Source organism: Candidatus Micrarchaeota archaeon (assembly GCA_021163225.1).
Classification (GTDB): domain Archaea; phylum Micrarchaeota; class Micrarchaeia; order Anstonellales; family JAGGXE01; genus JAGGXE01.
In genome coordinates this window covers 16,928-35,604 of sequence record JAGGXE010000001.1, presented here as the reverse complement: position 1 = coordinate 35,604, position 18,677 = coordinate 16,928, and the positions used below count along the sequence as shown (strand labels likewise).

The following is an 18,677-nucleotide window of genomic DNA, read 5'->3' as shown; positions in this document are numbered from 1 at the left end:
ATGGCGAGTTTAAAATGGCGAATTTAAACCAACTATTTTACGTTATCTGTTTCATTTTTTCTTTGTACCGAGTTCTTTCACGTATTTATAAGCAGATATTGCGGCAATTGCTCCTTCTGCAGCTGCTACGATGATCTGGGCAAGAGTACCTGTTACATCCCCTGCCGCGTACAACCCGTCAACAGTTGTAGCCATCGTTTTTCTGTCTACCTTCACATAGTTACGCTCATCAACCTCTGCACCAAGGTCGGTAGCAATCTTATGGGAAGGCACTTCACCGATGTTTATAAACAGACCGTCAAGCTCAAGATAACTTTCCTCACCCGTCTTCGTATCCTTCAGTTTAACTTTTCTCATTACTTCATCGCCGATGATTTCAGTGACCACTTTATTAAGTTTAAATTCAACGTTGGGCATTCGTTTAACCCTTTCCACGAGCACATCTTCGGCCCTAAATCCCTCGCGTCTATGTATTAGATACACTTTACTGGCAATGCCGGACAGTAACTCTGCAGCACGGAACGCCGAGTCACCTCCGCCAACCACACCGACAGTTTTACCACGGTACAGAGGTGCATCGCACGTTGTACAATAGGATACTCCGCGACCGGTGAACTCGTCTTCGCCTGGCACGTTCAACGCCTTGTGCCTGCTTCCGGTAGCAAGAATGATCGTTTTAGATTTAAATACGCGATCGTCATGGGTCCGAACGATAAAGATGTCACCCTGTTTCTCTGCACGAAGAACACGCGATATGACATAAGGTACGTTCACACTGTTCAAATGTTCAACAAACCTGTTTACAAGTTCGGGTCCAGAGATGCTCGGAAATCCGAGATAGTTCTCAATTGTCGATGTAATGTTAACGGTGCCACCCATCATCTGAGATTCTATTATCAACGTCTTCAGATTACGTCGGACTGCATATATTCCCGCATTAATACCTGCCGGACCGCCTCCGATAATGATTACATCGTAAACTTTCTCTTTATCCGATTCTACTTCTACCATGGACTCACCTCTTCTTCATTTAAACAACCAAGGTAAGAAATTTAACAGAAAACACGCCAACACCAAATAGCTAATCATCTTGACAACCGATTTATTTTTGATGTTCAGTTCCAATATTCGGTATCCGTCAAACCCGGGTAAAGGTAGAAGATTTACTATGCCTACCATGAAGTTTAAAACTACTGAAAGTCCTAACACACGATAGATAAACTCCAACCATCCGTAGTCCTTAGTATACCTTGCCAATACACCTGTGCTGCTAACGATGTTCAGGTTTAACCCCAATCTTCCGGAGTCGTCGGAAGTAATACTGTAGACTCCTTTATCAGTAATAAGTTTAACGGTTTCGTTAGGGGGAACCAATCCCGAAAACGTTCCGTGCTCAATGTAATAATTGTAGAGATCGATTTTTTGCGACCCGTACTCCAGAGACATTATCCGTGTACCCGGAGGTATTCCTTGCCCGCTGATCACGAATACACCCTCTTCCCGATAAGGTTGCGTCAAAAATAAGAAAATGATCAACATAATGAACGAAATAAGCATCGTGAACAGGTTGGCTGTTGAACCGGCAATCATCACGCGTATCTGGTCTAACACAGGTTTCTTGAACAACATCTTTTCATCAGGATCAACAAACGCTCCCACAGGAATGAACCCGAACAGAGCTATGCCTGCAGAATCGATGCGTACCTTAGCAATACGGGAAAGGATACCGTGAGCGGATTCATGCACTATCAAAAGTATTACAAGCGCAATTAACCCTTCCCACAGAGGAAGATTTATCCCTGGTAGAAGGAGTGTACCGCTCGGTTCTATGGGTGTAGCACCGAAGATCAGCACATTAACAACGTTGGAGACGACCAAACCAGAATATACTATCAACCCAAGGAATAGAAGACCCGTATACCCGCCAGATATCAAGGCCGCCATACTGAGCATCCTGTACCAGGGAGTACGTAATCCTGCCATCGTTTGAGTTGCCTTACCAATGTTTATTCCGGTAACGATAGATACCGCCAACCCGTAGACAACAGGTGCGATCATAACCGCAGTCAATAAAAGCAATCCTAACCCTACAAAAACAGCAGTATAAAACCGTCTGTAAAGATGTTTATTTTTCTTTAACATTAACCGTTTATGCAACAGATAAGCACCCGAAAGACCGAAACCCCAAACCAGACCGATGTCGGCAAACATCGTCCAAACGTCCCTGTTCGAATTGGCAAGTTTATCTATCAGATCCAACCCTTTCCTGGTTTTTAGCAGTATCAATCCGTAACCACCGGACAGGTCGTACAACCTTTGCAATGTGTACCCTGTTAAACCCAGCACCACCACAGCGAAAAGGAATTTCAGTACTGCGTGTTCGATAGGGGCAAGATAGATGTAGACAAATAACAGGAAGGAAAGAATAACCAAACCTCCAGCAACCAAATGTTTATTCAATCTTATCATTTCAAGCCCTACCTGTTTCTGCAAACTGTTCCACACTAAAACAAACCATAAAAGAAAAAGAAAGATATGCTGTGTAAAGAGGCGGTTTTAACCGAACAATCCTGCCAAACCTGCAGCAGCCTCTTCCTCTGACTTTTCTTCCTTCTTTTCCTCCTCTTTCTTCTCCTCTTTAGGAGCCTCCTGTCCGCCTGCTGACGCTGCTACCGGAGCCGCTGCCACAGTAGGCATCTTGAGCGCTTCATCCCAATTCACGTCTTTCACTGCCTCTACTAACACCTTGACACGTGCAGTATCCGGTTCGATACCGGCAGCTTTAACTACTGCGGTCAAGTTCTCCTCGTTTATCTCTTTATCAGCCCCTTTCAAGAGAAGGACTGCATGCAGATACGGGTCTACATTCACCATTTTATCAACCTCCTTAAACATTATTAGCATGACTATTTAGTGATACGTTCTAACGACTGAGATTGCGCGTATGCTTCACTGATTAAACGTTCGATACTCAATGTAGAATAAACGTTTGCATTGTAGGCTAATGAAACCGCATCGGTGAAAGATTTGCTGATAAGATAATCTATGTTCGCAGGAGTAGGAATGTTAGCATTGATAGACAAGGCAAACGATTCATCGACCATTCTCTGGAACTCTTTCACTAGGTCTTCTGGTTCCACATCCAACACTTCTGGAAGATAAACAACTCCATCTTCCTGAGCAACGATCAATTCTGCACCTATCTCGAACGGGTATATCTTAAGTTTTTGTAAAGCACTCGCTACAGGACCAGTAATCCGTTCACCTGCTTTAGCAACCACAGAATCCTTGGCCACGACTATCTTACCCCCTCTGACCTGTGCATTGATCTTTGCCATCTTCAGCTCTGTAAGCGCAGGTCCGGGAGGAAGGTCTGTCTCACCGGCAGGCACAACGATGTCAAAAGGAGCGATCTGACCGGGTTTGGCTGCCGCCACACCTTTATTCCTCTTTAAAAACATAAATAACTGGTACGGCGTCATCTCGGAAGTCCAGAACAGACAAACCGGTTCGTCCAGATGTTCGAGTAATGCAGACCCGCGAGCGGCCTTTTCAAGGGCGCGTTGGATCACCGCTTTCTTCGCAACTCTGAACCCAACCTTACCACGAAGTTTGTTTCGGACATCTTGGAGGATGCGATCAGGAAGTTTTTTCAACCTGATCAAACCTACAACCTTTGCATCCTTAATCATTGAATATAACTGTTCAACCTCTCGGGCCTTCTTCTGTACAGCAGGTCTCATCATAAACACCTCATTCAACCTTTACAGCTTTGCCCATGGTAAGTTTTACGTATAAGGACTTTATATACTGATCACCTACTTTAGCACGGATTTTCTCGTACACTGCCTCCGCATTATCTGCAAGGTCGTTCGGTGACATGTCCTCGGTGCCTATCGCGCATTGGACAACAGGCAGATATTTACCTTTCGTCATGATCCTAACAGAACTGTTCACCTGTTTAGCAGTAGCCTCCAAACTTCCGACTATCGGACGCGGTAGTTTACCGCGAGGACCTAACACCTGACCCAAAGATTTACCGACCTGAACCATCAGTTTTGGTTCTGCAATGAATTCGTATTCCTTAGCCAAAGATTTAAGCCTTTTTTTATCTTTACTGAGTTCTTCAATATCCTGGGGTTCGAACACCGTGAACCCCGCCTTCTTAGCGTCAAACGCTGTCTGACCCTCTGCAAAGACGGCTATCTTTCTTTTTTTAGGCGGTTCGTGAGGCAGGACTATAGAAAGGTTTAATCGGTTCTCCGGTTTCTTAAAATCGATACCTCGGAAGTTTATGATAAACTCAACACTCTGTTTGAATTTGCGCTTACCCTTGTCTTCCAGCGCCTTCTCGATAGCTTTCCGTATACTTTCCTTAGTAAACACCGCCATTATCCATCCCTCCTGCTTTTTTGAGCAGTCCTCCCCGAAACCGGTCGGGACGGCGGTCGGGATAACCAGCTCAAGATGTTTGATGTACAGAAATGTTTATAAAACAATCGGAAAAACTCACAGATCACAAATTTAATCAAAAAAAAGGGTCGGTGACCCCTAACTCCAACCGTTACCTTTCAACCAGAAGCGATAAGAGAAACAAAAGAAGAGATCGGTTGTGATGTTAAACTGATCAAGTATCTCGGGTATAAAGATTTTCGCATAGAAGGTAAGGATTTCAGGAGTCATATGTTCTTAGCAAAGCTTGAAAGCGGACAAATGCCAAAGATAAAGGAACCAGAACGGTTTAGAGACATGTTTTGGTTACCGATAAAAAATTACAGGGAATATTCTGTAGCACCGAATGTTCGACAGTTCTGTGAAGATTACATAAAAAGAGGTCTGGATGTTCTTCACGATGTTTGAATCTTTATGATTTTACATGCTTCAGAGCGGAGCGTATTAAATGAACCATGTCCGACAACCTGGCAGTGTATTCGCGATACAGGTTCATCCTGGGAGAAGCAGAGCCGTGAAAATCACTACCCATAACGATTAACCTCTTCCTCTTCTTTGCGATACTTGCATAGTATATTACATCTTTAACCGAATAATCGGGATGCGCGATTTCAATGCCGTCAACACCCATATCGAACAATATGTTGGCAACACGTTTTGCATCGTACCCCGCAAAATTGTAAACACCGGGATGAGCAAACATTACCTTACCGCCGGAGAGATGGATAACATGAACAAAATCCTCAACCGGCCAAACCGCCCCGTAGAATTGATCCTCAAACCTACTCAGTATGCTGTTATGTACTCTTTCGATTGAAAACCGCTGAACCGATTCGGGTAAACCCTTCACGATGAACTCGGCGATCTTCCATATCCCCTGTGGTAGAGTCAATCTATTCAAACTCTTGAAATCCATTTCATCGATGTATATCTTGTACCTCAAATGGTCTATCACCTCATGGTAGAACTCGTTCCGTTTATGATCATAGAATTTTATGTAACCCTGGATATCCTTCTTCTGTATTCCGAGTCCTGTGAGATGGATGTAATACCTCCTTTTTCTATCAGCGAACCGTGCAACCACTTCGATACCGTTGATGATGTTTACATCATCGTAGTATGCGGCACATTCATGGTCGGTAACTGCAATGTAATCGAGATGGTTTCTCGGATAGTTGAGTATCTTAGGAATGTCCTTAGGTCTTAACAATCCGTCCGACACGGTCGTATGCACATGCGCATCAAACCTCAACAACTTCGGGTCCCTGATGTCTTCGACAAGAGGCACGCTGATTCTCCTGTAAGACCTCTGATACGGTCTCTTATTTCTCACTTTACCGTTTTGAACGGATTTTTGGAACTGATTTCTCTTCTGTCTGACCGTTTTCATCAGAAAACACCTGATTGTGGGTATATATGAAATCCTATGTTTAAAACCGTTTCCGTATCACCGCCCCTTTATCCATTTATCGTATAATCTTTCAAACCGTCCGTCGATTATCGATTTACGGATCGTCTCCATAAGACGAATGAAAAATGTGAGGTTATGGATTGTTGTAAGTCTCATACCTGCCAGAGGTTCAAATTTGAAAAGATGGTGAATGTACGCACGGGTGTAACGTCTGCATACAGGACAACTACAGGACGGGTCTAAAGGTCTCGGGTCATCGGAAAACTGTGCGTTAGTGATTCTCAACCTAAATTTGTTCTCGGGATTGCCGCCCGTCTCTGGCGAAACATAGAAATACCCTGCCCGAGCTATCCTTTGCGGACCTACGCAATCAAACAGATCAATACCGCGCTTAACCGATTCAAATATATCCACCACGGTACCGATGCCCAACAGATGTCGAGGCTTATCCTCTGGAAGGATGGGAACTATCCAATCCAACACGTCGTACATCTGCCCTTTACCGAAGGCGCCACCGATCCCGATACCGTCAAAAGACCGCCCGTCGATCTCGAGAGTAGAAATGAACCTGGCACTTTCTTCACGGAGGTCGCGGTAGAGCCCGCCCTGAACGATACCGAATATTGCAGGTCTATGTGTTCCCCTATGAATGCGTAATGAATGTCTCAAAGAGCGAACAGCCCATTCATGGGTACGTTTCATGCTTTCCTGCGTATAACCGTAATCTGCTGACGGATAAGTGCATTCGTCAAGTACGAACATCATATCAGAACCGAGAGCGGTTTGAATATCTAACGAACGTTCAGGGGTGAACTCATGCACCGTTCCGTCGTAAACGGATTTGAAGACCACTCCGGCATCAGTTATCTTTACTCTACATTTTCTCCCGTGCTTATTAAGATAACCTTCCATGGCAGATATCTGTTCAGGGTCGTCATACTCAAACTTACTTCTTCCTAAAACAGACCCGATACCCAGAGAAAATGCCTGAAACCCTCCGGAATCGGTCATTATCGGCCGGTCCCATGAGATAAATTTATGTAAACCACCGAATTTTCTGATCCTCTCAAATCCCGGCCTAAGACTCAGATGATAAGTATTTGCCATAAGGATCTGAGCACCCATCCCTGTCAAGTCGTCCATATCCAAAAGTTTTATTGCTCCGCGTGTGGCTACAGGGGCAAAAGCGGGTGTCTCTACAGTACCGTGCATAAAATGCAGTTGTCCGGCGCGGGCGTTTCCATCTTTTCGGAGTACTTCGAAAAAGGGTTTCATAAGGATTGCACTTCCGACACGGTCGATTCAGAACATGAAAAAGGACGCACTACAATTTGTTATCCAACAGATAATCCGCCAGTAACCGTCTTGCTTCAGAAGTACGGTCAACCTTCAAGGCATAGATGGCTTTATCATCGTATTTTGTAACCAGATGGATAGATTCGATGTTAATGTCATTGTTGAACAATGTTTGAGAGACCTCTGCCAACACACCGGGCTCGTCCCTAAGTTCGAGCATGAGAACGTCCGCAGTGATTACGTGATACCCAGCCTCTTTCAATATTCCCAAAGTTTTCTTATATTCTGACGCACGAACCGTAATGATTATTATTCCCTGACCGCCAACAACAGAAGCACTGACACTTTCTATATTGATACCTTCGTTTCCCAACCGTTTGGATATATCGGCAATGACGCCTTTCCTATCCTCAGGTATAAGGATTATCACATGCTTCATACGACCCACTCTTTCAGCAGTTTACGTGCTTTTTTCATCTTGTCAACTTCCAAACTCAATACCGCCTCGCCTTCACCCTTTTCAATAACATTTATCCTGGCTATCTTGACCTTGTTATCCGCTAACAGTTTTGCTATCTCTGCCAGAGCGCCCGGTTCATCCTTAAGTTTTATCAACAGACATTCGGAACGGATGAAATTGTAACCGTTGGCTTCCAACAACTTTCTTGCCTTAGCTTCGTTGGAAACCAACATATCTATAATGACCTTCTGACCCACCTTAACAACATTTATATCCTCTATGTTGATCTTGGCACTCCCCAAGATATAAGAGAGGTCCGCGATCAAACCCATCCTATCTCTCGCAGTCACTATCAAACGTTTTTTCATAATCGAGAGTTGTACAGAAAATTATTTAATACTTATTATACTTTCTTCATAACATGAAAAGGATATTGGCAATGCTTTTGATATCTACCTTAGTTATTTTGAGCGTATACGGGATAGATGTGGATGTAAAATTGACTGCTTCGCCTCCGAACACGATTGTCTACACCGTTCATTCAGAAGATGAGAAACTCAAAAACGTTGAAGTATACTTTTTCTACAACGGCACACAGTACGATTATCGTAAGGTCCTTATGGGTAAGGAATGGTCCTACCAACAAACTATAGATAAACCGGGAAATTACAGTATAAAGGTTGTTTACGGAACGGAGTTGAAAACGAAATACATAGTAGTAGATCGATTAATACAGAAACAGGAAGAATCCGAAAGAAAGTACAATCTTATCGACCCGAAAATAGCGTACTCTATAGGCGGACTCATTATGCTTATATTCATCTACTCAGCATATAAGGTGCTCCGTGTTAAGAAAAGGAAATAGAATCTACTTTAGACGGATCAGAAATGTGTCTCTAAACACTTTCTTACCGTCTCTCACAGAGTATAACTTTCGGGTGCGTAGCGGTTTAAATCCCATTTTAGAGAGAACGTCTACAACTACGCGTTTATCACCAACGTAGAGATCAACCCCTGTCTTCTGAACAACTTCTTTAACAATGAATGTTCTACGTTTTAACAATTTTGTCAGGGTCGATTTAACATTTCCAACCTCTGATTCGGGTCCGCGAATCTGTATAATCGCTTCGTAATAGCCGCCATGTATCCTAGAACACACGTCGCACAACGCCTTTTTGAACACGATCTTCACAGGAAAATCCAGTTCTATGTAGGAGGAACCCTCTCGAATCACGTAGCGAACGGTTTGACGGTCTATGTCGAGGCTTAAACGTTCAAAGTTGCCCTTGGTTTGCTTGGCTATGTAATCTTCGATGGCTTCGATAGAATAATCAATCCATTTCTTTTTCAATCGTATACGTCCGCAATCCGGACAAACGTATATCACTAACTTTGTCGGAGGTTTCAGGTTGGGTTTATAACAGTCCACGCAAAACGGGCCTATGAACGGTTTCTCTTTATCCGTGGCACCGCACTTCGGACATACCTTTACCATAGGACCTATCTATAACTACGGATGTTAAAAAAGGTTGGGTTCGAACACGGCCGGCCGGTGATGAAAGCACACATTGATTTAAATTTTTATTTGCATTTTTTATTTGTAAACTCTGAGATAGGTGTTCTTATGAAGTATCGTGAGCTTTATCATTCGGATATAAAGAAGTATTTTGACCTTGATGACGGTACTGTTCGATCAATACTGGATGATACGGAAAAAAGGTTTAATGAGGTTGGTGGGTTAACATCCTCACAACTGACCACTGCAAAGATGTTGTACGGGTTAACCATCGGTCTTTTAATCAAATCAGGTATTGATGTAGATATAAACCAAAGGGATAGGATAAGGGACGTTGTGTTAGATTATATTAAATCGGAAGGGTATAAGGATTCCTTCATAACCGATCAACTTGTCACCTTCTTCACAACTACCAATATCGAAAGACCTGGTTTCGGTCGTGTGATGGCAATCGTTGACAACTACCAGTTAACAAAGACGGATTGTTTCGAAGAGTTTATGAATAATCTGATCTCTAAACGTCCGGTATTATCCGAGATAATACCTAAGAAGGCGTATGAAGAACCGACACCGGAGAACATCGCGTTAGCCATCACTGATGTGTTAGGTGTTGATATCTATGAAGAATGTACCGACAAAGACAAAGCGGACAAACTGTTAAAACGACTGTCTGATCTGATGAAGTATGCCAGTATTTTGGAAGGATTGTCAGGTAGCCCTGTCGATAACCCGATGAAGAAGTTTACCGAAGACCTTCTCGACTTTAAGGAAAGGTTATCCAGTAAGAAACCTGTCCCTGCCGAAATATGGTACATTGAGCAGAAGGCTATCCGAGAGTTTGGAATCAGACAGCTCGGTGCATATGATACAAAGGATTCCAACAGATTAGTACAGTTTCTAACTTATGAGATAGATAAGTATTACGGTGAAATAATGACGTTACTGGAAGAGGACCTCGGACCCGACTTCAAAAGGATGATGGACAAATTATCCTTTGATAAACGGATTGAAATGGTGGGTAATTACCTGGAAATTCGCGATCATGTATTCGAAAACCGTGCGGTGAAGAAGGAGGATATGGAACGCATAAAACCTTTAGCATTTCTCCTATCCTATGTGAAAACTGTTCTGCCCGGCTCGATCATCGATGAAGGTCTGATAGAAGAGGTTATTGAATACGGTATCTCGAAGGACCATTTGGGTGGACCGAACCCTGAAGATTTGACAAACGTTCTGATAGCCATAGATAGCATAAGCGATACCTTCCCATCTTATTCGTTAAGCAAGAGAGACGGTTATGACCTGGGCTATAACAGAACCCTACAGAACGTCAACCGCACGGTCATACTCTTCATAATGAAAACAGGGTTAAACCCTGAGACGAGAGAACGCGCGATCAGGTATGCGAAGGTGTGGGCGAACATACAAGAGAAGTTCTTAAACAGGTACACGCCCGCTATGAACATAACTGCAAGGATGAACACTCTCGTAAAAGCGAACCGTGCTTTCTGGGCTTATGTGATATCCGACCTGGCCGACTGGAAAGAACCGTATAACTACGGCTGGAAATACGGTGTACATCATGTAGATTGCTATGACTTCGCTTCGGTGGTGACCAGGTTATCTGATTCTATCGTTTACGATTTTTATCAAGGTAAACAACCCGAACAGTTGAAATATGTGAGCGACCCGAACGAGTTGTTTAGATATATGACAGATGTACAAAGCCCGACACATGAAAGCGGCAGGTACATCAACGCACGGGAGATTCGGGAAGTACGGCTGAATCCAGAGGACGATAGCAAAGTATCCTACGAAGAAGTTGGGAGTTATATCTTCTGGCGAAAATCACCTCACTCAGAGAGCAACCATCATGGTATACTCACCATAGATGAAGACGGAAACGTATGTTTAGTGGATTTCGGATATATCGGTGATATAAGAAGAGACCCTTTGTACGTCAGGAAAAGAACAGTCAAAGACCAAAGGACTGGACGGGAACAGATCATATATTATTTAGCAGTGGCAGACCGACCCGGTGCCAAGGAAAGGATGATCAATGGTCCGGACCCTGAGGTCTACATAAGGGAGAACCGGGTGTCAGATAACCTATGGACACAAAAACAATAAACCCGTGCAGTCAAGAAGAAGTTTTAAAAACTTCACTCTCATTGTTAAAACGTTAATAAATAAGAACGGTGGTCATGGATGCCTATAGATCTAAGTCCAAGCAAGTTTGCGTATGTGTGCATCGGCATAGCGTTATTGGCCGCGTTGGGTACGTTCATAAAAGGTGGCGCTATCGCTGTCTTGGGTTTGATAGTAGGGGTAGGTGGTGCGATAATCGCCTACATCCTGTACAAATACGGATACTTTATAGTCCCGATGATAACAAAGATGACACGCACAGTAATCCTAACAGATACTGGGTACGAAATACCTCCCTCCCAGGATGTGATAGTTAGGAAGATCAACAATGTATATTATGCATCGATGTTTCTCGCGGTACGGATATATGAATCCGCATCCGAAAAGACGTTGGAAGAAAACATCGTTTATTCAGAATATTTTGAGAGAGCTATATCTTCGGTTAAATACGTTACAAAGTTTGCTATGCTGGTCTATGTGAAAGATATAAGCGATTACAGGATGAAGATCGAAACCAAACGTGCTGAAGCGCAACTCAAACTCCAACGCGAACGTGAGAAACCGGAACCGGATATCCTAAAACTTGACAGGTACGAGAGGGAGGTTGCTATGTGGGATGCAGAGATAGATAAACTCTCAAAGGGGTATAAACCGATGTCGATGGTGGGATACGTAATGACAACCGCTATTGGTGTAACAAAAGAAGCGGCCATCGCGGCTGCACGTGCGCAGGCCAAAGAGCTGAGGGCTACTATATCCAATGCGTTGAATTGCGAGGTGGAAATTCTGTCAGGAGAAGAGATGTTGAGATGTTTCGAATGGGAGTATACGATACCTCCATCAATAGAACTCCTCAAACAACAGGTTGAATGAGGTGGAGAGATGGGAAGGTTAAGGATATGTGAAGTGTCCAATGTCACATTGGCTAAACGGAACATCTTTGTCTACCCTCCCGAACCTCCACCCGAATTCCTTATGGATGACCCAGCCAATTCGATATTTATAGGATTCAGCAAGATATTCAACATTCCTTTCAATTGGACTTATGAAAAACTGACCAATCCGCATATCGCGGTCTGCGGTATTACGGGTGCTGGTAAAAGTTATTTTATAAAGACGTTCTTAACCAGGGCTGCTTTTATCTGGAACACTAACGCGCTTATTATAGATTGGGCAGGTGAATACAGGGACTGGGTTAAACAAGCAGGAGGCAAGGTAGTGGCGCTGGGTAAGGGAGCATCGATAAATCTGTTGGACCTTGGCGGGATGAAACCGTTGGACAGGATCAAACAAGTCATGCGAACACTTGCGATACTGACGGACATAGAGAATTATCCCGAACAGAAGAGGCTTACTGAGATGGCGATCGAAAAGGCGTATAAGGAAGCAAACTTTAAACTGGACAAACGTAACCAGGTGGACTCGTTGGGCAGACCGTTGGAACCGCCCACATTAAAAGATGTGCAACGTATTCTGGAGAGACAGTTAAAAAGCGGAACCTACGAATTCCCTGCAGAGTTGGAAAACGCAATATACAGAATCAAAAGGTTCACGCGTCCGGGTGAAGATTTTTTTGCCGCACCGAGCACGATAAACCTGGATGAAATAACATCGTCAGGGTTGGTAGACATAGACCTATCCGGGTTACCTGATGAAGTGTTCCGTGCGCTTGCCGCACTGTCCATCCTTCAATTCATAAAGGAAAAGATGCGTGCAACCGGATGGGCGGCTAAGAAAGGGCTCAGACTTCTGATCGTTCTTGACGAGGCATGGAAAGTGGCTAAGGACGATAACAGCGATGCAGTTATGATCGTGAGGGAAGGGAGGAAGTACAACTTCGGTTTGATCGTAGCGAGTCAGCACCCGGTCGATATTAACGAAGCAATATTCAGTAACGTCGGTTCAACGTTCATATTCAGAGTCAAATTCGAAAAGTATCTGGACTATCTGCAAAACTCTTTGAACTTCAGCGATTACATCCGGAATGAGATAATGAAGTTCGGTGTTGGACAGTGCGCGATTAACCTCGTACCTGCAAAGGCTACTACGTTCTCCAACACGTTCCTGTTAGATAGGGTAATCGGTGAGGAACCGTTGTATGAATATTTCCTGGATATGGAAAGTATATATTCTGAAGAGGAGTTGAGAGGGGGTAAGATGGCAAGGACCGCTTATTTCAATAAGGAAGATTTTCGTAAGAAGATGAGAAGTTACGGGTTGGATGATATGCATATAGAAGAGATATGTAAACTGTTCGAACAGAAGAACAGGCATATGGATATCGTATCGTTCGTACTGTTGCTTGAAAAGTACGGTGTTGTAAGAAGAAACATCACATCCTTCTTGAAAGACCTGGGACTCGATGACAGCACGATAGTTACTGTGTTCTCCAAAGCGGACGTGAAGAAGATGGGTATCCGCGACAAGGATATCGTCCAGGTAATTCTTGAGGAATAAGGTGATCGCATGGGTAAAAAGATATGTATAATCTGTGAAAAAGAAAGGGAAGGTGTCCCGATAAAGGAGGATCTGGTGATAAGAACTATCAGGAGGATAAAAGAAAAGTTGGGAATAGCTAAAGGGTATAAGCTTGTTGTATGTAGGGAATGTTGGGAGGAGTATGTTAAGAGGAGAAAAAGTTACGAAAGAAACATGATAACATGGGGATTGTTGGGGTTGGCAGCCGTCATTTTTATGGGAATCTTGTTCGCGATTACGGGCGCTGTGAATATCGTAAGGATGATGACCACACTGATAATGCTGATAGCAATCTTTGCACTTATGATAGGGATCGTGTTTATCACACGGTACATACCTAAGACTACTATGACGCTCGACGAATGGCTGAAGAGTCGTAGAAAACGGACCGGTGTCAAGAAAACGAGAAAAAGAAAGGTCAAAAAGAAATGAATAGATAGGTGATGGGTTTGAAGATAAGGATCAAAAAACAAGGAAAGACGGGCAAGAAACCGCAAATAGTTAACGAACCACGGGTCGACGGGTTCGAACTGGAAGGACACCTAAAAACATCTATCGAAAACCTGAAGAATAAGTTATCAACGGTTTCGCATCTGGATGTAATTCCGTACAGGGAAGGTGTTGCAGTCATCAACATCGAAACACGGGATATCAAAAAGAGACCGTACCTGTTCAGTATAATCTATTTCTTAAGAGACCGAGTCCGCGTAATATACAGTATCGTTCCCGGGATGAGTCCTAAGAGACGTAGACTTAGCATCGCCTCATATTTTCTGAACCTGTTGACCCTTGTCGGGGACGATTACGAAGTTCCGTTAAAACAACTGTACATGTTCCTGGAGGATATGATCAAAAGCATGACCGAATACGTGTCATCGGATTATGATAAACTCTTTGCACAACACGATATGTTAAAGGAAGAGTTGGAACAACTCAAAAAGGAGATCGCACGATTAAAAGAATCGAATGAAATGCTATCCCGCGAGAATTACAACCTCAAACGTAAGCTTGAGGATGTTACGGCCGCACTCAATGCATTGAAGAAGATATCCGACAAAACGTTGGCGGTTAAGATACAGGAATGGATCGCGGAACACGACGGTTCTATCGATGTAACGGAGTTTGCAAAGGTTTACGGTGTTTCCGAAGCGCGTGTCGAACAGGTGCTGAACTATCTTGTTACCAACGGTTATCTGGAACTCAAATAATCCTGAAAACACGTACTGGGTAATAAAATGGCTAAAGAAACCAAACCGAAGAAGAGAACTACAAGAAGGATATCTTTAGACAGTAGAATAAAAAAGAAAAAATTTTCGTTTTCCATTCGGAAGAAGTTCAAAAACGAATACAAATACAACATCAAAAGAAAGTACACTGTTGAGAGTGAGTCACCGAAAAAGATCATACCACGAATTCGTGTACCTTTAAAATTGGTAGCGATCCTGCTCGTTCTAGGTCTGTTAGGGGTATGGATAGGGATAGGATTACTCAGTATAAGCGGCGGCTCCGCCGCCGCTCCTAAGATTGCACCAAAATTCCAGTACACTGTATACTCTGGAGAGATACTTGCATACGATAGACTTAAAGAAGGGTCTGCGATACGGAGCGATGTTGTACACACATATTTATCTTACAACACAAACGGGACAGAAACAGGTTTCTTCATCTACCCGTACGATACCGTGGATAGTAATGAAGTGTATATCCTGAACTCTCAGGTTTATTCTCCTCAATCGACAAATCTCAGATCATTCAAGGATGAGTTGAAACGGATGTTAAGAGATGTTGGGTACCGTGTAACAGAGGTAAGCCTGAACAATGTTGATATCATCCCAGACGATTCGATACTGATAATACCTAGCGGTAGGATACCTGTAGAAATGTTGGACGGTGAAACCAATCTGATAGACATCATGAACAGGTCTATCGTAGTGATATACATCGGGTATCCTTTCTCCGAGGCGATAGATGCCAGTGGTAACATCGTTGTACCGAAAAATCTCCTCGGCTTCAGGTATACATTGAGCGAATCGCTACCGAGAGATAAACGTCTCACTGTTGATAAACCGATGCATATGCATGAACCAGTATACCGAATGGAATACAAGAACACTGATACGAATGTGGCTTACGGTTTCATATCAGTAATACGTATAGGCAACGGTTATCTGACAGTTTTTCCAGAGTATTTGGATTCGGGATGGGATAACGGCTCTGTGGCCGCGCAGGACGTTGCACGGTTCATCTATGAGAGCGGATGGCATGCACCGTTATCGCAGAAATCCTACACTTATACTAATCAGTCTGGGGCAGTGGACCTCTTTTCAGCACCGATTCCTACTACAGAACAGGTATACTTGAAACTTATCGGTCAATCTGTAAGCGAGTCTAAAGGTGTTAAATCGATAGTTAAAGTACTGAAGATTACAAAGGATGCTAAAGGCAGGATAGTGTTCCCGGAAACAGTTTATCCTTCCTACATAACCGGACTGCCGATCTTCGTAAGGATCTATTATCAGGAGAACGAATCTGTGGAGATATTCCCGTACATACAGATTATTTCCGCGGGACGGGTGTTGTTCGAATCACCGATACCAAAAGCCTATTCTTCATCTTTAACACCTCAAATCATAACCGTCAACACTGACCTCCCACCCGGAGAATACGAACTGGTTGTAAGGGATGAGAATAGGATTTATGCAAAAGGTATGCTGAAGATTGTTGATGTAGATGTTAAACCGATGACGCTTCAATGGGTTAAAGGAAGGTTAACGTTCGACATTCGCGACGAATATGGAGAACGCGTTAAAGTTAATGAAGTCGAGATTTACGTGGACGGTGAAAAAGTTGGCGAGTACAGAAATGTGCAGTACATCGAACTGAAAGACCTGTACCTTAGCGGAGGTGAGCACACCTTTGATTTCGTGTTCAACAAAAAATACCATATCAAGAAAACAATAACTTACAGAGAAACTAATCCGTTAGACCCTATACTGAGCAACCCGTTCTATACGTTCTTGGCAATCGTAACGATCATTTCGTTGGTGTTCGCGTTCGTAATCATAAAACCTAGAGAGGAAATCATATACGGTTTAGATATACCTGATTTTCCAGTAGTCAAATCTACGACGGTATCTGTCAAAATAGATGATGTGTTAAAAATATTTGACGAAGTGAACAAAGACTATTCATGGAAACATATGCCACTTAAACTTGAGGAGATCAAAAAGGGATTCCTGAAACTTTCGTACGACGGTAAACCCATCCATATCAGCGATTACAACCTGGAGATACTTCTGGACGAACTCGTCGCAAAGGGATTGGTATACGAGAGGTATTACTATTATCTTCCGACAAAATGGATCGAGGAATCCGGAAAATCCGGTTTATATCTAGTGTTATTCAGAATGCTTAGAGATATCTTCGTGGACAACGTCGTAAAATTTACACCGCTTAAGGAATCAAAACTCTGTGATACAGAGATCACAGTTTCCGGTAGAAAGATGTATGTCCATATCTTTGACGGTGATTATAATATAATCAAACGCGCATTAAAAACAGTGGATAAAGGAAAGACGCTCATCGTATTCGATTCCGAATCGACGATGAACAAGTTTATCGAGAGGATAACCGTGCCGGATACGTTGGCCGTTCTCTTCAAACTGGAGGTCGAACGCGGGACCATAGTACTCCTACCGATAACAAAGATGGGTGCGTTCATAGAATCGATAAAAGGTTCGTAGTGCGACCTATCGTTATCGTTTTGTGGATCTCTTTTTCTTCTCAATGAGTTGTCGGTATATGTAAAGAAAACTTTCAGTCATGCGTTCTCTGGAGTAAGCAAGCGCGGTGTAACGGATTTGTTCACTGGTGTGACGACGTTTCAACTCCGCAGCAGATACGATCGCTTTACGAACGGAAAGGGGGTCCTCATCGAATAGGTAACCGGTAAGCCCTGGTCGAACTATCTCCTCTATCGCTATACCTTTCAACCCGGCGATAGGTGTACCGCAAGCCAATGCCTCCAGAGCTACCAAACCTTGTGTATCGAACCTCGATGCAAACACGAAGACATCGGCCGATGAATAGTATGCAGGGAGTTCGTTGTTCGGGACGAATCCCAAAAACTTAACCCTGTCACTCACACGGTATTTCTCAGTCAGTTTTCGATAATAAGATTCGGCCGGTCCGTGACCTATGATTACCAGAGAGTATTCGGAGGGAATGAGAGGTAAAGATCTGATAATGATGTCGAGATTCTTCTCTTTAACAATGCGACCGACATGAAGAATGACCTTACTCTCATCATCCAAACCGAATATTCTCTTGTCGACAGTAGTAGGTCTGAAACGTGAGATGTCTATCCCGTTCGGTATCACGACCGATTCGATCCCGTGTGCTTTGAGTAATCTCTGGATGTATTTGCTGGGACATGTAACAAGGTCGTACTGTGAATACATGCGTTCAAGATATGCCCATATCGCTCTACGGAGGAACTGTTCTATGCACGGATCTCCGGTAACGTAATGTACAGCATCAGTAACCTTTGTATGATAGGTGGCTACTGTGGGAATATCGTACAACTTCCCTGCTAACAAGGCAGCCAAACTGGTTGTAGCAACTCCGTGAGAATGGATGACATCTATATTTAACTGTTTGACCATAGCCAAAGAGGAAAACGGCCAGAGAGCCAATTTGTACGAAGGATACGGCGGGAACTTGACCCCTTTGAAATAATAAACATGGTCATCGGTATTCTTTCTGATATCTTCACCGGTACCCGGGGCAAAGATGAACACTTCGTGGCCCAACCGTTCGATGGACGCGCGGAGCGCGTCCATCATCATAACCACGCCATCAACGTTCGGATGGTACGTATCTGTAAAGAATGCTATACGCATTTTCCAGTCACCCGA

Annotated in this window: 19 protein-coding genes; 8 read left to right on the top strand and 11 right to left on the bottom strand. The window is 43.5% G+C overall.

Annotation, left to right across the window (positions count from 1 at the left end; translation table 11 throughout):
* Positions 1-51 precede the first annotated feature (51 nt).
* The 5 genes from trxB to J7K41_00145 form a co-directional block, all read right to left on the bottom strand.
* On the bottom strand, positions 52-1,011 hold the full coding sequence (gene trxB / locus J7K41_00165) for a thioredoxin-disulfide reductase (protein ID MCD6549117.1): 960 nt from the start codon (positions 1,009-1,011) through the stop codon (positions 52-54).
* Between the two features lie 15 nt (positions 1,012-1,026).
* Positions 1,027-2,493 carry a site-2 protease family protein gene (locus tag J7K41_00160; GenBank protein MCD6549116.1) on the bottom strand — a complete coding sequence of 489 codons (1,467 nt, stop codon included), beginning with the start codon at positions 2,491-2,493 and terminating at the stop codon, positions 1,027-1,029.
* Between the two features lie 63 nt (positions 2,494-2,556).
* Positions 2,557-2,874, bottom strand: a complete 318-nt coding sequence (rpl12p, locus tag J7K41_00155) for a 50S ribosomal protein P1 (protein ID MCD6549115.1) — start codon at positions 2,872-2,874, stop codon at positions 2,557-2,559.
* 32 nt (positions 2,875-2,906) lie between these two features.
* Positions 2,907-3,743 (bottom strand): 50S ribosomal protein L10, encoded by an 837-nt coding sequence (gene rplJ, locus J7K41_00150; GenBank protein MCD6549114.1) that lies wholly within the window; start codon positions 3,741-3,743, stop codon positions 2,907-2,909.
* Positions 3,744-3,753: 10 nt separating this feature from the next.
* Positions 3,754-4,392: a 50S ribosomal protein L1 gene (locus tag J7K41_00145; protein ID MCD6549113.1), complete on the bottom strand. Its 639-nt coding sequence runs from the start codon at positions 4,390-4,392 to the stop codon at positions 3,754-3,756.
* Between the two features lie 192 nt (positions 4,393-4,584).
* Between J7K41_00145 and J7K41_00140 the strand changes: the two genes are divergently transcribed.
* Entirely contained in the window at positions 4,585-4,860 is a 276-nt protein-coding gene (locus J7K41_00140) for an NUDIX hydrolase (GenBank protein ID MCD6549112.1), read from the top strand.
* 4 nt (positions 4,861-4,864) lie between these two features.
* Here the strand turns inward: J7K41_00140 and J7K41_00135 are convergent, their stop codons facing one another.
* From J7K41_00135 to J7K41_00120, 4 genes are read right to left on the bottom strand one after another with little or no spacing between them, the layout of a single operon-like run.
* Positions 4,865-5,842 (bottom strand): hypothetical protein, encoded by a 978-nt coding sequence (locus tag J7K41_00135; protein MCD6549111.1) that lies wholly within the window; start codon positions 5,840-5,842, stop codon positions 4,865-4,867.
* Positions 5,843-5,899: 57 nt separating this feature from the next.
* Positions 5,900-7,138: a tRNA guanosine(34) transglycosylase Tgt gene (gene tgt, locus J7K41_00130; protein MCD6549110.1), complete on the bottom strand. Its 1,239-nt coding sequence runs from the start codon at positions 7,136-7,138 to the stop codon at positions 5,900-5,902.
* Between the two features lie 49 nt (positions 7,139-7,187).
* The gene (locus J7K41_00125) at positions 7,188-7,598 is read right to left on the bottom strand and encodes an ACT domain-containing protein (protein ID MCD6549109.1); all 411 of its coding nucleotides are present in this window, start codon (positions 7,596-7,598) and stop codon (positions 7,188-7,190) included.
* Entirely contained in the window at positions 7,595-7,987 is a 393-nt protein-coding gene (locus tag J7K41_00120) for an ACT domain-containing protein (GenBank protein ID MCD6549108.1), read from the bottom strand. The genes J7K41_00125 and J7K41_00120 overlap by 4 nt, the downstream gene beginning before the upstream one ends.
* 53 nt (positions 7,988-8,040) lie before the next feature.
* Between J7K41_00120 and J7K41_00115 the strand changes: the two genes are divergently transcribed.
* On the top strand, positions 8,041-8,484 hold the full coding sequence (locus J7K41_00115; protein ID MCD6549107.1) for a hypothetical protein: 444 nt from the start codon (positions 8,041-8,043) through the stop codon (positions 8,482-8,484).
* Positions 8,485-8,487: 3 nt separating this feature from the next.
* On the opposite strand, the gene J7K41_00110 is transcribed toward J7K41_00115, so the two are convergent.
* Positions 8,488-9,114, bottom strand: a complete 627-nt coding sequence (locus tag J7K41_00110) for a hypothetical protein (protein MCD6549106.1) — start codon at positions 9,112-9,114, stop codon at positions 8,488-8,490.
* A gap of 129 nt (positions 9,115-9,243) precedes the next feature.
* On the opposite strand from J7K41_00110, the gene J7K41_00105 reads away from it, so the two are divergent.
* From J7K41_00105 to J7K41_00080, 6 genes are all read left to right on the top strand, one after another.
* Positions 9,244-11,265, top strand: a complete 2,022-nt coding sequence (locus J7K41_00105; protein ID MCD6549105.1) for a hypothetical protein — start codon at positions 9,244-9,246, stop codon at positions 11,263-11,265.
* A 78-nt stretch (positions 11,266-11,343) separates the two neighbouring features.
* Positions 11,344-12,156, top strand: a complete 813-nt coding sequence (locus J7K41_00100; GenBank protein MCD6549104.1) for a hypothetical protein — start codon at positions 11,344-11,346, stop codon at positions 12,154-12,156.
* A gap of 9 nt (positions 12,157-12,165) precedes the next feature.
* Complete coding sequence (locus J7K41_00095; protein ID MCD6549103.1) at positions 12,166-13,740, top strand: ATP-binding protein; 1,575 nt, start codon at positions 12,166-12,168, stop codon at positions 13,738-13,740.
* Between the two features lie 9 nt (positions 13,741-13,749).
* Positions 13,750-14,193, top strand: a complete 444-nt coding sequence (locus J7K41_00090) for a hypothetical protein (GenBank protein MCD6549102.1) — start codon at positions 13,750-13,752, stop codon at positions 14,191-14,193.
* Positions 14,194-14,204: 11 nt separating this feature from the next.
* Positions 14,205-14,969, top strand: a complete 765-nt coding sequence (locus J7K41_00085) for a hypothetical protein (GenBank protein ID MCD6549101.1) — start codon at positions 14,205-14,207, stop codon at positions 14,967-14,969.
* 27 nt (positions 14,970-14,996) lie between these two features.
* A complete protein-coding gene (locus J7K41_00080; GenBank protein MCD6549100.1) occupies positions 14,997-17,504 on the top strand; it encodes a hypothetical protein in 2,508 nt (835 codons plus the stop codon).
* A 12-nt stretch (positions 17,505-17,516) separates the two neighbouring features.
* On the opposite strand, the gene J7K41_00075 is transcribed toward J7K41_00080, so the two are convergent.
* Positions 17,517-18,662, bottom strand: coding sequence for a glycosyltransferase (locus J7K41_00075; protein MCD6549099.1), 1,146 nt, complete (start codon positions 18,660-18,662; stop codon positions 17,517-17,519).
* Positions 18,663-18,677 lie beyond the last annotated feature (15 nt).